The sequence below is a fragment of the Haloarcula amylolytica genome (assembly GCF_049705545.1).
Taxonomy (GTDB): domain Archaea; phylum Halobacteriota; class Halobacteria; order Halobacteriales; family Haloarculaceae; genus Haloarcula; species Haloarcula amylolytica_B.
In genome coordinates this window covers 2,994,953-3,008,855 of sequence record NZ_JBNAMU010000001.1, presented here as the reverse complement: position 1 = coordinate 3,008,855, position 13,903 = coordinate 2,994,953, and the positions used below count along the sequence as shown (strand labels likewise).

The following is a 13,903-nucleotide window of genomic DNA, read 5'->3' as shown; positions in this document are numbered from 1 at the left end:
GGTTACCGGTGGATTTCGACGGATTCGAGCAGCATCTCCTCGGTCGGCGCGTCGTTTCGGTCGGTGTCGACGCTACCGATGGACTCGACGACCTCCATCCCGTCGATGACCTTCCCGAAGACGGCGTGTTTGCCGTCGAGGTGGGGCTGGGCGTCGAGCGTGATGAAGAACTGCGAGCCGTTGGTGTTCGGGCCGCTGTTGGCCATGCTGAGGACGCCCGGGCCGTCGTGACTGAGTTCGTCGTGGAACTCGTCGTCGAAGGAGTAGCCGGGGCCGCCGCGGCCGGTGCCGGTCGGGTCGCCCATCTGGATCATGAAGTCCTCGATGATGCGGTGGATGTCGATATCGGTGTACAGCGGATCGATCCGCTTCTCGCCGGATTCGGGGTCTTCCCACGCACCGGTCCCCGGGCCGATTTCGGTCCCGTCGTAGTCGTCGGCACCTTCGGCCAAGCCGACGAAGTTCTCGACGGTGGTCGGCACGCGCTCGTCGTACAGTTCGACTTCGATTTCACCCTCTGTCGTGTGGAGGGTCGCAGTCAAGTCGCTCATACTCAGTCGGAGGGAAGCCCGGCAGAAAAGCCTGCTTACTGACCGAGGGTTCAAGTACTGTAACGAGGCCATCGCCGCCATGGTTTGAGTAGCCGCCGCGTGGCGGGTCGCGGGAGCCCGACACGTCGCCACGCGGACGGAAGTGTCGGCTGTTCGCCATTCCGGGCTACGACAGGTGTGTTAGCAGGTGGTCCGACACTTGTTCGGGGGCGTCGAACTGGACCCAGTGGCTCGCTGCCGGGAGCCGCTCGACCCGACAGTCCGGAACCCACTCGTCGAGGTCCTCGGTCAGCGAAAGCGACAGCGCGTCGTCTTGCACGCCCCAGACGAGGAGCGTCGGCGCCGCCACCGGTCGGTCGCCGACGCCGCCCTCCGTGAGCGTCAGCTTTGCGTTCCGCCGGGCAAGCGCCCGGTAGTAGTTGACCGCGGCCGTGAGCGCGCCCGGCTGTCCGAGGGCTCGCTTGTATCGCTCGATGTCCGTCTCGGTGAAGGCGTCGGGTCGGGTCGGTCCTTTCGTCAGCATCCGCTCTAGCAGGGTGAAGTCGTTCCAGCGGAGGCCAGTTTCCGGCAGGACCGGGAGCTGGAAGTACAGCACGTACCACGAGCGCAGAATCTGGTCGAGCGAGCGGCGGAGTTCTCGCTCGTAGGCCGACGGGTGGGGAGCATTCAGGACCGCTAGCTGGTCGACGACATCGGGACGGTCAATAGCGGTCTGCCAGGCCACTAGGCCGCCCCAGTCGTGACCGACCACGTTGGCCTGCTCGCGGTCGAACGCCGAAACGAGGCCCGCGACGTCGGCGACCAGTTCGTCAATATGGTACGCCGCGACGCCGCTGGGTTTGTCGGAGTGGTTGTACCCCCGGAGATCCGGAGCGACCACACGGTAGCCGTCGTCGGCGAGCGCCGGTATCTGGTGTTTCCAGGCGTACCAGAACTCCGGAAAGCCGTGCAGCAGGACGACGAGGTCGCCGTCCGGCGGCCCAGCGGTCACGGCGTGAAGCCTGATACCGTTGGTGTCGACCAGCTCGTGGATACCGGCCGTCTCGGATGCGGGTACCGTCCACGCAGTGCTGTCGCGAGCGCTGGCGTGTTGTCCCATCGACACCTCTTCGCCCGCTCGGTAGAAGTGGGTTCCGCTCTTCCGGCCCTGTCGTCGATTAGAAGGCCTGGAGATCGTCGAGCGTGTCCGCCGCACTGCCGTCGGCAATCGCGTCACGGGCCTGCTCGAGGCCGTCCTGGATACTGTCGGCGTCCTCGCGGGCATAAATGCGGAGGGCGGCGTTGAGCGCGACGGCATCAGCGAACCCGTCCTCGCGCTCGCCGGTCAGCACGGCTTCGGTTATCTCCGCCGATTCCTCGGCCACGTCATCGACCTGCAGATCCTCGCTCTCGATGTCCATCCCGTACTCGCCGGTACGGATTTCGAAGTCCGCGATGTCCTCGTCGTCGGACTCCTCGCCGGTGACGGGCCATTCGGCCACGACCGTCTCGCCGGGGCGAACGTCGTCGTAGCCTTCCATCCCCTGGAAAAACAGGGCGCGCTCGACGCTGCTGGTCTCAGACCGGGCAAGCGTTCGGACCATCTTCTTCGCGAAGGCGAGGTGGTAGAAGCTGCCCAGATGCACGCTTGCATTGGCCGGGTTCGCGAGCGTCTCGACAGTGTTGACGAATGTCCGGACGCCCATGTTGTCGCGGCGCTCGAACAGGGCGTTGATGCCTGGGTTGAACGCGGGCTGGTAGTAGAAACCGAAGCCGACCTCGTCGACCATATCGGCGCTTTCGCTCGGTTCGATTTCGGTCCGGACGCCCAGTTCGTCCAGCACGTGCTTGTAGGCGTCCTGCTTCTGCGTCGGGACGCGGTCGCCGGAGTGAACGACAACGGGCGTGCCGGCGGCGGCGGCAACGACACCCGCGCCGACGCCGAGAATCGCGGACCGGCCCTTGCCGTCGTAGTTGGCCCCGCAGTCGACCGGGTCGGCTTCCGGAGTAGCTGTCTCGACTGATTCCTCGGCCATCACGTCGACGTACGCAGCCAGTTCCTCTGGGGTGTTGCGTTTCCAGCGGTTGGCGAGCCAGAACGCGCCAAGCGTCGTGTGGTCGGGTTCGCCGCCGAGGATGCGCTGGAACGCCTCCCGGGCCTGTGTGCGGGACATGTCGTCGGCCGATTTGTGGCCAGAGCCGACGACTTCCGTCATGAGTCGTTTGAGCGGCCATTCGCCGTACTCCCGGGTCGCTTGCGCCATGGAAACGTGTTCGGGCCAGAGTTCAAAAGCCCCTGCGTTTCGTTCTCAATTTGCGGGAACTGGCCGGGGTCCCGAAAGGGATACACCATTACACTCCCAATGAGAATCAATGAGTCTCCAGTCGGGCGAGTGGCGCGAGCGCATCGACGAGGTAGACGCCGCGCTCATCGACGAGTTCCAGAGCGACTTCCCGATTCAGGAACGCCCGTTTGAGGCTGTCGGTGACGCGTTGGGGGTCTCGGCAGAGACAGCACTTGACCGGGTCAAGACGCTCCGTGACGACGGTATCTTCCGTCGGTTCGGCCCGGTTCTGAATCCGCCGGTTATCGGCTCTTCGACGCTGGCTGCTGTCAGTGCTCCAGAGGACCGATTCGACGAGGTAGCCGAGATCATCAACGAGTACCGGCAGGTGAACCACAACTACGCTCGCGACCACGAGTGGAACATGTGGTTCGTTGTCACCGCGGGGTCCCGACAGCGACGCGACGAGATTCTGGCGGACATCGAGGAGCGAACCGGCTGCTCGGTGCTCGTCCTGCCGATGTTGACCGACTACTACATCGACCTGGAGTTCCCGGTCGTCAACGGTGACCGGTTCGCGCGGGAGAGCTTAGAGACGACTGACGCCAGTGCAACTCGAATCAGCGAAGACGCCGCCGCCGACCTCTCGGAGCTAGACCGGCGACTGCTGCTCGAAATCCAGACTGGCTTCCCGCTCGTCGCAACGCCTTACCGGGAGGTGGCAGCGGCCGTCAATGCCGACGTGTCCGAAGTACTTTCAGCTATCAAGCGGCTCAAGCGAACCGGTTGTATCAAGCGCATCGGCTGTGTCGTCAACCACATCGTCACCGGGTTCGACAACAACTGCATGGTCGTCTGGGACGTACCGGACGACGCCCTCGACGAGCGGGGACAGGCGGTCGGCGAACTCCCCTATGTCACGCTGTGCTACCACCGGCCACGCCGCCCGGACCAGGACTGGCAGTACAACCTCTTTACCATGATTCACGGCCGTGAAGCAACCGTGGTCGACCAGAAAATAGACGAACTCGCGACCGACCACCTCCCCTACGACCACGACCGGCTCTACTCGACGGCGACGCTCAAACAGACCGGAGCACGGTACGACGACATTGTCGGCCAGTAGGGCTTGGTAAATAAGGCAGATCGGTATAAGGCAGCCGGAACCCTTTTGAAATTCTGCTATAAACATGCTAGCTAATGACAAAGGGTCGGCGTGCGACAATCCTCGTCGTTGACGACGAGCCAGCGGTGGCCGACATGTACGCGGAACAGTTGCGGGATCGGTACACAATCGAGACGGCGTACAGCGGTGAGGCCGCCCTTTCGAAACTGGATTCGGCGGTCGACGTTGTCTTGCTAGACCGACGGATGCCGGATCTCTCCGGCGACGAGGTGCTGTCGGCGATCCGTGAGAAACGCTACGATACGCGCGTGGCGATGGTGACCGCAGTGGATCCCGATTTCGACATCATCGAGATGCCCTTCGACGATTACGTCATCAAACCGGTGTCGAAGGAGGACTTATTCCAGACAATCGAACAGTTGCGCCTGTACGCCGATTACGAGGAACGCCTGCGTGAGTGCTACTCGCTCACGGCGAAATACGCCGCACTGGAATCTTCGAAACCACAGAGCGTCCTCGACGAGAGCGAGGAGTTCACTGAACTGGAGGCTGAGCTGGCGGAGGTACGAGCGGAGCTTGACGAGATCACCGATTCGTTCGACGCCACTGACTTCGAGTTGCTGTTCCGGGACTTCGAGACGGGTGAATCGATGCCGGACAGTACACAGCTCTGATCGAGTTTGGAGCGGGTAGTTTCTGCGGTGGCGATGCTCACGGCGACCTACCCACCCTTTCGAAAGCACTAACCGATTCTCTTCCATAGAGGGGGCAATGAGTCAGCAACTCCCGGACGTGCAGGCGTCGAGTCCGGACGTAACGGTCGGTCTCAATCGCGTCGGTGTGACGGGCGTCGAAAAACTCGTCAAACTGGGGCGTCGTGACCGCGACCCCATCGTACTCATGGCGGAGTTCGAAGTGTTCGTGGATCTGCCGTCCTGGCGAAAGGGGGCGGATATGTCCCGCAATATGGAGGTTATCGACGAGACGTTGGAAACCGCCGTGTCGGAGGAAGCCTACCGCGTTGAGGACGTCTGTGGCGACGCCGCCGAACTTCTGCTGGAGAAACACGACTACACGACGAAGGCGGAGGTCCGGATGGAAGCGGAGTACGTCACCCACGAGTCCACGCCGGCCTCCGGGATGCCGACGCAGTCGACTGCTGATATCATCGCCTCGGCGACGGCGACCGAAGACGGGACGAGCGAGGAAATCGGCGCTCGTGTCACCGGGATGACCGTCTGCCCGTGCTCACAGGGGATGTCAGCCTCTCGTGCCCGCGAGACGCTCCAGCAGCTAGATGTCGATGACGACGTCATTGAGGAGTTCCTCGAAACGAACCCGCAGGCCGGCCACTCACAGCGGGGCCACGCCACGCTCACCGTTCAGAGCGAGGGCGCGCCCGAAGTCGACCTGAACGAACTCATCGAAGTCGCCCGCGACTCGATGAGTGCCCGCATCTACAACCTCGCGAAGCGGCCCGACGAGGACCACATGACCTACGAGGCCCACAAAGACGCCAAGTTCGTCGAGGACTGCGTTCGCGCGCTCGCCGAAGGCGTCGTCGAGACGTTCCCGGACCTTCCGGACGATGCCGTTGTGACGATGAAACAGTCCAACGACGAGTCCATCCACCAGCACAACGCCCACGCCGAGCGTGTGGCGCAGTTGGGCGATCTGCGGCAGGAAGTTAGCGAGGACTGAGCGCAGCGAAGTCCTCGGGACGTTGAGCGGGGAGCGTAGCGACCCGCGATATCGCGGTCGCTGGCTGTGATTCTAGCTCTCTGATTACCAGTTACGGCGGCCCGACCGGCGTCGCTTCGGCCCAGTGTTCTTCAAAGGCCTTGTTGATATCGGCAGTGAAATCCGAGTCTTTCATGTCGATGACGCCGAAGGTCTCCTCCCGGCCGAGGGGATGTGGGACCTCGATACAGACTTCGACGCCGTCCAGTAGCTCGAACGTGGTCCTGATGTTCGGGCTGGCGCGGGCGCTGTAGTTGTCGTAGTGGAAGAGGCGCTCGTAGTACTCCCGGTTGGCTTCCTCGGGAAGGCTCTCGAACAGGTCCGGTCTGACGAGCAGGGATACGTCCACGCCCCGCTCTAACGCCGCTTCGAGTTCGTCGACGATCCGCTCGGTGCCGGAGAGAATGTCCACCTGCCGGGCGGGTGCCGAGCCGACCATGATGATCTCGTCGTCGGCGGCGGCCAGCCGTTCAAGCAACAGGTCAAGCGAGTCGTTGGGGCCGACGGCGGCCGTCCAGAACGGCTCCTCGACGGGATCTGCCGACTCCAGTTGCGACGAGAGGTCGTCGACGATGTCCTCGTACTGGCCCACCTTCTCCTGGAGTTCGCGTTTCTTGTCCTCGAGCAAGCGGTCGAGGGCCGTATCCGGCTCGACCGCGACGTATTTCTTGGGTCGGCTGGCGGTCTGGCTGCGGACCAGGTTGTACGTTTCGAGGCTGTTGAGCACGTCGTAGATGCGGCCCATCGGCACGTCGCTGGCCCGGGATAGTTCCTTGGCCGTTGTCGGCCCCGTTTCCAGCAGCGACCGGTACGCTCTGGCTTCGTACTCGGAGAGTCCGAGGTCTCTGAGACTGGACATACCCGTACATCAGGGTACGCGTGCAAAAACTTATCGGGCGTTTACCGTTTGTCCACGTTTGCTGCCGTTGTTCCTGTCAGTGTTCGCCGGTCAGCGCGCCTTCGAGTTCGGATGGTGTCGCGCCCTCGGCGACTATAGCGTCGCCGTCGAGGAGCCGCGCCGTGCCGTCGCCGTCCGGCTCCGGAACGACGGTGGTTTCGTGGTCGGCCAGCCGCAGCGCCGCGCGGTGGAGGTCCGTTCCGGCTTCGGTGCCGACCGTGAGCGTCTGGGGCTGCTGGAGGCGGGCTGCGACGGTGGCGTAGCCGGCTACCTCGACGCCCATCCGTTCGGCCGCGCCGGCGAAGGACTCGACAGCTGAAAGCGCCGCGTTACGGTACCGGTCCTCGCCGGTGAGCGCCGCGAGGTCGACCAGTGCGTCGGCCAGCTCCACTGTCGCGTCAAGCGGATGGAGCGAGCGGTTACAGAGCCCCGCTCCGCTGGCGGGGCCGTCGCGGAACGCCCCGCCGTCCTGCCGGCGGTTTTCGATGGTCCAGTCGGCGACAGCTCTGGCTGGCCCCGGCTCGCCGAGGACCTGCCAGCTCGTCGTCAGGCCCTGGAGGAGCTGGGCCTGGTCCAGCAGCAGGCCGGTGTCGCTGTCCGCGCCGTCGTAGTGGGCCACCTCGCCGCCGTCGACGAGCGACTCACAGACGGCGTCGCGGGCGCGACTGGCGTACTGCCGGGCGCGCTCGTCGTCGGTGTAGGCAGCGACCCACAGCAGGGCATCGATGGCGAGCCCGTTGCGGTCGGCGAACACCGTCTCGTCGACGTTCGGAGACACCGTCCCCTCGCGCTCGCTCGGCTCCAGCCGGTAGTACTCGTCCGAACCGGCTTGACTCGCCGCGAACGCGTCGTCGGCCCACAGCGTCATCGTGAGGTAGTCGACGGTCCGCTGGGCGGCGTCCCGGTACGCCTCGGTTCCTGTGTAGCGGTAGCCGTGCGCGAACGCCCGTACCAGGGCGGCGTTCTCGTCCAGCAGTTTCTCTCGCCGGGGGTTCCCCCAGTTGCGCTCCGTCGAATACCGGAAGAAGCCGCCGTCGTAGGTGTCAAGCAGGTGCGTGCGGATCGCTTCAAGTGTCCGGGTGGCTTGGTCCCGCGCCCGGACGAGGGCGAACTCGACAGTCCGCGGGAGCGGGAACTTCACGTCGGTTCCCCAGCCGCCGAACTCGTCGTCGAACGCACCCAGTAGTTGCTCGACCATGTGCTCCTCGATGCGCGGGCGGAGCTCGCCGGCCGGCGGCGATTCGTCCTGTAACTGCCGGGGGACAGAGCCCGCCGCCGCGCCCTGTGCGTCCCACGATTCTCGCACGGAGTCTAGAATACCGCGGAACCCGTCCGGTCCGAGGAACGTCGCCCCGGTGATGACCTCGCCCTCGGGGGTGAGAAACACCGTCGATGGGAACCCGCCCATCGTGTACCGCTCTCTGACCCGCGGATTGCGGTCGGCGTCGACCCGGACCGGGACGAACCCGTCGTTGATGTTGGCCGCGATGCGTGGCTCGCCATACGTGCCTCGGTCCATTGCCCGGCATTCGGCGCTCCACGGGACCGTCAGCGCCAGCAGTACCGGCTTCCCTGACTCGGCGGCGTCCTCGAACGGGGCTGTGCCCCATTCGCGCCACTCGACCTTGGTGTCGCGTGCGTATTCGTCCATACCAGGTCTGGGCGGTGGGCGTACAAAGGCCCTCTCACTCTCGGCGAAAGACCGATTGGCGGGGCGGCACAAGCGACGACGATGGATACCCAGCAGGCGATTCCCGAACTACCGGAGCCGGTCACACCGGGTGACCAGCCGCCCAGTCTCGGTCGCATCCCGTTCGTCGACAACACCGTTGCGATGTTGCGCGACCCGCTGGGGTTCTATGACCGTGCCGGCGCTCACGAGGCCGACGTGGTGGGGTACAACGTCGCCGGGACGACGGGCTGTTTCGTCTGCCATCCCGATCTCGTCGAGCAAGTGCTGGTAACCGACGCTGATGCCTACGAGAAGGGGCGCCTCCTCCAGGATACCCTCGGGCAGTTCATCGGTGAGGGGCTGTTTCTGCTGGAGGGCGAGGAGTGGCAGCGCCAGCGGACGGCGCTCCAGCCGGCGTTCTACCGGGAGCGCATCGCCGCCTACGGCGACACGATGACCGCGTTCGCCGACCGGACGGCGACGGGCTGGGCCGACGGCCAGCGCATCGACGTGCGCCCGCACATGCAGTCGTTGACGCTGAACATCCTCGGGAAGACGCTGTTAGACGTGGACATCGAGACCACTGCGGACGCGCTGGAGCCGCTGCTGGACGCGCTGCGTAAGCGGCTGGACCCGCGGTCGCTGTCGGCATACCTCCCGCTGTGGGTCCCGACGCCGACGAACCGGGCGGTCAATCGCTCGCTGGCCGAGTTCCAGTCCACGCTCGACGACGTTATCGCCGCCCGCCAGCGCGAGGACGCGAGCGCCCGCGAGGCCCGCGACGACGTGCTCTCCCTGCTGCTCTCGCTCGACGACGAGACGATGGACCGCGAGCGGCTGGGCCACCAGCTGCTGACCTTCCTCGTCGCCGGGCACGACACGACGGCGCTGACGCTGACCTACGCCTGGTTCCTGCTGGCGAACAACCCCGAGCGCCAGCAGCGCCTGCACGAGGAACTCGACGCGACGCTGGGGGACAGCCGGCCGACGCCCGAGGACCTGTTCGAACTGCCGTATCTCGACGCCGTGCTGAACGAGGTGCTCCGGCTGTACCCGCCCGCTTTCACCGTATTCCGTCAGCCGACGGAGCCGGTGACACTCGGCGGGTATGAACTCTCCCCGGACGCACAGCTCACCCTCCCGCAGTGGCTCGTCCACAGGGACGAGCGCTGGTACGACGCGCCCGACGCGTTCCGCCCTGAACGGTGGAACGACGACCTCGAAGCGTCTCTCCCGGATTACGCCTACTACCCCTTCGGCGGCGGCCCGCGCCACTGTATCGGGATGCGCTTCGCCCGGATGGAGGCCAAACTCGCGCTGGCGACCATTGCCCAGCAGTACGCTGTCGAGGCGGTCACCGAACCCCCGCTGTCGCTGGCGATGCAGATTACGCTGAGTCCCACAGAGCCTATCGAGGTCCGACTGCGGGAACGCTGACCCGCTACCCCGGTCGGCCAACAGCCCGGTCCCGCTCTCGAAAGGCGTTTGGGGGCGGGCCTGCAAGCAGTGGTATGCTCCGGGTCATCGGGCTGTTGCTGCTCATCCCGCTGTTCGACATCGTGTTGCTGGTGACGGTCGCGATACCGTTCCTCGGCGCGCTCGTGACGGTCGCGCTCGTCGTCCTGACGGCGCTGGTCGGCATGCTGCTGGTCCGCGCCGAAGGCCGTGCGACGCTCCGGAAGATCCAACAGCGGCTCGCCGTCGGCGAACTCCCGACCGACGAACTCATCGACGGCGGTCTCCTCATCGCCGCCGGCGCGTTCTTCCTCACCCCCGGTCTGGTGACGGACTTCGTCGGCCTCCTGCTCGCGGTGCCGTTCACCCGGTACCCCGTCCGCGCCGCCACGCGCCGCTGGGTCGTCCGGCCCTACATCGACGCCAAGACCGGCGGCTTCGCCAGCGGCCAGGTGTACATCGGCGGCTTCCCCGACGACGACGGCGGCCCGACTGGCCAGGGTCCGACCGGCCCGAAGGACGGCCCCGGCCCGGGCTCCGGTTCCGGCTCCGGAACCTCTTTCGATCCCAACGACGCCACCGATGTCGACTTCGAAGACAACGACGAAAACTGAAGCCCTGACGCGGTTTCACATCCCCAACCGGCCGCGAAACGTTACCCTTTTCAATACCCCTCGGGTACAACTGAATGCGTTGGGCCAATAGCTCAATCAGGTTGAGCGCTCGGCTGATAACCGGGAGGTTCGCGGTTCAAATCCGCGTTGGCCCATACCGAGTTCTTCCCGTTCCTGGCTTTACCAGAATCGGATCCACAGCGCCATAGTTCGACGATTTCGACGGAATAGAAAAATTCTGTTGAGAGGAGTATTTGTCAACTCGCAAGGGGACCTTGCGGACCCTACCGCCGTCTGGCGTTTACTACGACTCAGGCTGTTCTCACGAGTGAGGCGTGTCTGCACGATTCCGACCACGAACAAACACACCCAGAAAACTTTCCTTCCGGTTGCCTGTCAGTAGCTGTATGCGACGACGTCAGTTCCTCGCGGGCGGAACGACCCTCCTCGCTACGGCCGTCGCCGGCTGTGGCCATCCCTCCGTCGTGCTGGATATGGACGAGGCGACAGCGGCCGATATCGCCAACCAGGTTTCGATCTCGCCAGAGCCCGGGTCGGCGGAATACACGGTCGTCTCGGCGGCCATCGAAAACGCCTCTTCGACGCGCCGGGGTCGATCCGAGTTGTTCGACCGTACCGATACGGTCCGGATCGGCGACTCCTTCTACGAGGTTTCGGAGACGCCACTCGAGAGCAGCGAAGTGACGGTGTACGAGGTGCGACTCGATTTCGATCCGGCTGATTCGACGGCTGAAATCGGCGAAATCGCTTACGAGGAGCTACCGGCAGCGGACCGCCAGCGCCTTGATCCGATCATTTCAGACGACAACCCGCCCAGCGGAGACGGGTACGACGTGGGTATTGGGTACGGTACCACCCAGGAAGTGGGTGACGGGTCAGTGTTCGTTCCGGAGCAGCAGTACGATATTATCGTCCACAACGGCGACCGATATCGGGTTGGAGTCAGTACGCGAACGACAACAGAGACCGAATACCGATACGAGGCGACAGCGGTTACGTCGGGCGTCGACTCATTCGCCGACCGGGTTCGAGATCAGTACCTGTTCACGCTCACGGGCCTTTCCGAAGCCGAGCGGGAAGTGGTCGAAGAGGCGATTGACGGCGGGTATTTTCAGGATGACGAGGCGTTCCGGTCAGTAACTAACCGCATTCGGGAACACGAGGGACTCGATGTCACGGATAGCTACGGAACGTGGCTACTGGAGTACGAACAGGTCGAGTATCTCACGTACGTCGAGTGGTAACCAGTGGTCAAGGGCCGGGGCTGCTCGGTCGACGCGCTGGGTCCCGCTGACTCCAGCGCCCGGTCAGATATCCGTTAGTCGGTGTATTCGTCGAACAGGTCGGCGACACGTCCTTCTATCTCGTCCCGGATTTCTCGCACCCGCTTGACGGACTGCCCGTGTGGATCGTCCAGCGCCCAGTCACGCACCGCGACGTCGGCGTCGAGTTCGAGCGTCGAACACCCCATCGTCGCAACGACGGTGCAACTGTTGAGTTCGTCGTCCGAGACCGCTCGCGGGACCCGGCCAGACAGGTCGATGTCACGTTCTGCCATAGCCTCGACGACCTCCGGATGCACTTCGTCCGCGGGGTCTGTGCCGCCGGTCAGGATCTCGACCGCGTCTTCGAGTCCACGACGCGTCCGTTCTCGTTCGGCAAACGCTGCGGACATTTGACTTCGGCCCGCGTTCTGAACGCAGACGAATCCGAACTTCAGGGGCGTATCAGTCATCGCGTACTAGTTCCGAGCGAGCGGAATAACCCTTCCTAAGACCGCTATTGTGGTCTATATAGTCCTGATCCTCTCCGGCTACGTCAGTGGTATTCCGGGCCGGCTATCGATTATGCGCTCGTTGGGTTGAGGCGGTATGTTTGAACGACTGTGAGGCGGTAGTACGGGGGAAGCGTTCTTCAGGCGGTACGACATCAGACCACCTATATTCCCTCTAGATTGAGGGGGCAGTTCCTTCAGCTATCCCAGTCCGTGCCTGAGTACATGCCGGAGTACCGTTTCACGTGTCCGAACTGTGATGCGTGTGCAACGGTTGACGGCGGTGTTCGAGAGCGTCTACTGGTGGTTGGGTGCCCAGTTTGTGCGGGAGCAGTTGATGCCGCGGCGTTCGTCGAAATCCCGACACACAACACCGATGGTACCTGAGCCGTCCCGTCGACCTGACGAGCAGTGATGGCTGGCGGTGCCGACGGCAGGAACTTGAGCGGCCGTTTTTGTCGAGTTCGGTCGCCGTTAGAAATCGCTTAACTGTGACTGAAGCCCGGCGACGAGTTCGGACTTGCGCCGTAACTGTCCGAGACTGACGGGAAGCTGGTCGGCGATAGCCGTCAGCGTCTCCCGGAAGGACTGGGCGGTTCCAGGCTCGCCGTCAAAGGCATTGCGGACGCCCTCACGTACCTGCCAGACGCCGACCGGCGCCCAGTAGTTCTCGGTGATCTCCCGCAGCACCAGACACTTCGCCTGTTTGCCACGCTCCTGGAGGTGTTCGAGGACGCCGAGCCGTGCCGCGTAGTACGCCCCCGCAGTCTCCTCGACGTAGGCGGTCCGGCCATCGTAGCCCTCGTGAGCACTGGACATGTAGTAGCCCGTCTCGGGGCGTGGGTTCCAGACGCTCTGGGGGGCTTTCATTTCGACGAGTTCGAACTCCCAGCGACCGGGCGCGAGCACGACCCAGTAGCGGTTCCCCATGTACTCGTTGTACCACAGTTCCGGCTTGTCGATGGTGTCGGCGTTGCGGAGCGTGCCGCGGACGTACTGCCCGACTGTGTCGTCGACGGCGGTGATCGACCACCGCGTCGGCACCAGCGACCGCTCGCTGGCCTGCCCGAGCGCCCCGGCTGAGAGAATCGTATTGATGTCGTACACGTCGAACCCACGGCGGTACAGGTACGCCATCGCGCCCTCTGCGCGCCAGTCGTCGTCCGACAGCGTCTTTTCGACGGGGCGGGCCACGTGGGGATTCTCTGCCAGGTCCGCACCAGTCGCGTGGGCCCGCGGCCCCGTCGGCGTCCCAACGTCGTCGAAACTCACGTCCATCTCGGGAGTCCCGTCGAGACCCACCTCCACGTCAACGGGATGGTCCGCGATAGCGACTTCACGCTGGACGCCGACGAAGCCGTTCCAGACGTCGTGAACCCCGCTACTGCCTCTTCCGCCCCCGGCGCTGACCGAGTCGACCGATGTTGTCTGGGTGGAATTGACCATTCCGGTCCGGCGCTGGAGGACGTCCTCGATGCCCAGCCCCTCCTGGTACCAGTCGCCGCTGGTCGCGAACCCGGCAGCGGCGGCGTCGGTATCGACCGGGGAGAGCAGTCCTGTCGAGACGTTGGGATACCCCGACCGGCCGACGAATATCTCCGGGGCCGTCGATCCGAACAGCGAATCCCCTTGCACCGCGGCCTCGAGCTGCTGCTCGATGTCTTCGAGGTGGTCCGTGATGGCGTAGGATTTCTCCGCCGCGAGGCGGCGCCGCTGTGCGGCTTCGTCCTCCTCGAACCCCTCGATGAACTCGTCGAGTTGCATCTGTCACGCTTTCGGCCCTCCCCG

Annotated in this window: 14 protein-coding genes and 1 tRNA gene; 8 read left to right on the top strand and 7 right to left on the bottom strand. The window is 64.4% G+C overall.

What is annotated here, in order from left to right; genetic code table 11:
- Nucleotides 1-2: 2 nt before the first annotated feature.
- From ACOZ4H_RS15760 to ACOZ4H_RS15750, 3 genes are all read right to left on the bottom strand, one after another.
- Nucleotides 3-551: a peptidylprolyl isomerase gene (locus ACOZ4H_RS15760; protein WP_424330166.1), complete on the bottom strand. Its 549-nt coding sequence runs from the start codon at nt 549-551 to the stop codon at nt 3-5.
- Between the two features lie 166 nt (nt 552-717).
- The gene (locus ACOZ4H_RS15755) at nt 718-1,650 is read right to left on the bottom strand and encodes an alpha/beta fold hydrolase (RefSeq protein ID WP_424330165.1); all 933 of its coding nucleotides are present in this window, start codon (nt 1,648-1,650) and stop codon (nt 718-720) included.
- A 58-nt stretch (nt 1,651-1,708) separates the two neighbouring features.
- Nucleotides 1,709-2,794: an anthranilate phosphoribosyltransferase gene (locus ACOZ4H_RS15750; protein WP_424330164.1), complete on the bottom strand. Its 1,086-nt coding sequence runs from the start codon at nt 2,792-2,794 to the stop codon at nt 1,709-1,711.
- A gap of 109 nt (nt 2,795-2,903) precedes the next feature.
- Here ACOZ4H_RS15750 and ACOZ4H_RS15745 point away from each other — a divergent pair, with 109 nt between their 5' ends.
- The 3 genes from ACOZ4H_RS15745 (at nt 2,904) to mptA (ending at nt 5,642) form a co-directional block, all read left to right on the top strand.
- Nucleotides 2,904-3,941: an Lrp/AsnC family transcriptional regulator gene (locus ACOZ4H_RS15745; RefSeq protein ID WP_424330163.1), complete on the top strand. Its 1,038-nt coding sequence runs from the start codon at nt 2,904-2,906 to the stop codon at nt 3,939-3,941.
- A 74-nt stretch (nt 3,942-4,015) separates the two neighbouring features.
- The gene (locus tag ACOZ4H_RS15740) at nt 4,016-4,615 is read left to right on the top strand and encodes a response regulator (protein WP_424330162.1); all 600 of its coding nucleotides are present in this window, start codon (nt 4,016-4,018) and stop codon (nt 4,613-4,615) included.
- A 97-nt stretch (nt 4,616-4,712) separates the two neighbouring features.
- Entirely contained in the window at nt 4,713-5,642 is a 930-nt protein-coding gene (mptA, locus tag ACOZ4H_RS15735) for a GTP cyclohydrolase MptA (RefSeq protein ID WP_008310878.1), read from the top strand.
- A gap of 91 nt (nt 5,643-5,733) precedes the next feature.
- Here the strand turns inward: mptA and ACOZ4H_RS15730 are convergent, their stop codons facing one another.
- A complete protein-coding gene (locus ACOZ4H_RS15730; protein ID WP_424330161.1) occupies nt 5,734-6,540 on the bottom strand; it encodes a TrmB family transcriptional regulator in 807 nt (268 codons plus the stop codon).
- Between the two features lie 76 nt (nt 6,541-6,616).
- A complete protein-coding gene (locus ACOZ4H_RS15725) occupies nt 6,617-8,230 on the bottom strand; it encodes a DUF255 domain-containing protein (RefSeq protein WP_424330160.1) in 1,614 nt (537 codons plus the stop codon).
- Nucleotides 8,231-8,311: 81 nt separating this feature from the next.
- Between ACOZ4H_RS15725 and ACOZ4H_RS15720 the strand changes: the two genes are divergently transcribed.
- From ACOZ4H_RS15720 to ACOZ4H_RS15705, 4 genes are all read left to right on the top strand, one after another.
- Entirely contained in the window at nt 8,312-9,688 is a 1,377-nt protein-coding gene (locus ACOZ4H_RS15720; protein ID WP_424330159.1) for a cytochrome P450, read from the top strand.
- A gap of 74 nt (nt 9,689-9,762) precedes the next feature.
- Nucleotides 9,763-10,320, top strand: a complete 558-nt coding sequence (locus tag ACOZ4H_RS15715) for an FxsA family protein (RefSeq protein WP_424330158.1) — start codon at nt 9,763-9,765, stop codon at nt 10,318-10,320.
- An 81-nt stretch (nt 10,321-10,401) separates the two neighbouring features.
- Nucleotides 10,402-10,475 (top strand) — tRNA-Ile (locus tag ACOZ4H_RS15710).
- Nucleotides 10,476-10,727: 252 nt separating this feature from the next.
- Nucleotides 10,728-11,585, top strand: a complete 858-nt coding sequence (locus tag ACOZ4H_RS15705; protein ID WP_424330157.1) for a hypothetical protein — start codon at nt 10,728-10,730, stop codon at nt 11,583-11,585.
- A 74-nt stretch (nt 11,586-11,659) separates the two neighbouring features.
- Here ACOZ4H_RS15705 and ACOZ4H_RS15700 read toward each other — a convergent pair whose 3' ends face one another.
- On the bottom strand, nt 11,660-12,076 hold the full coding sequence (locus ACOZ4H_RS15700) for a low molecular weight phosphatase family protein (RefSeq protein ID WP_424330156.1): 417 nt from the start codon (nt 12,074-12,076) through the stop codon (nt 11,660-11,662).
- Nucleotides 12,077-12,340: 264 nt separating this feature from the next.
- Between ACOZ4H_RS15700 and ACOZ4H_RS15695 the strand changes: the two genes are divergently transcribed.
- A complete protein-coding gene (locus ACOZ4H_RS15695; RefSeq protein ID WP_424330155.1) occupies nt 12,341-12,502 on the top strand; it encodes a DUF7560 family zinc ribbon protein in 162 nt (53 codons plus the stop codon).
- 87 nt (nt 12,503-12,589) lie between these two features.
- On the opposite strand, the gene nreA is transcribed toward ACOZ4H_RS15695, so the two are convergent.
- On the bottom strand, nt 12,590-13,879 hold the full coding sequence (gene nreA / locus ACOZ4H_RS15690; protein ID WP_424330154.1) for a DNA repair protein NreA: 1,290 nt from the start codon (nt 13,877-13,879) through the stop codon (nt 12,590-12,592).
- Between the last annotated feature and the right edge of the window lie 24 nt (nt 13,880-13,903).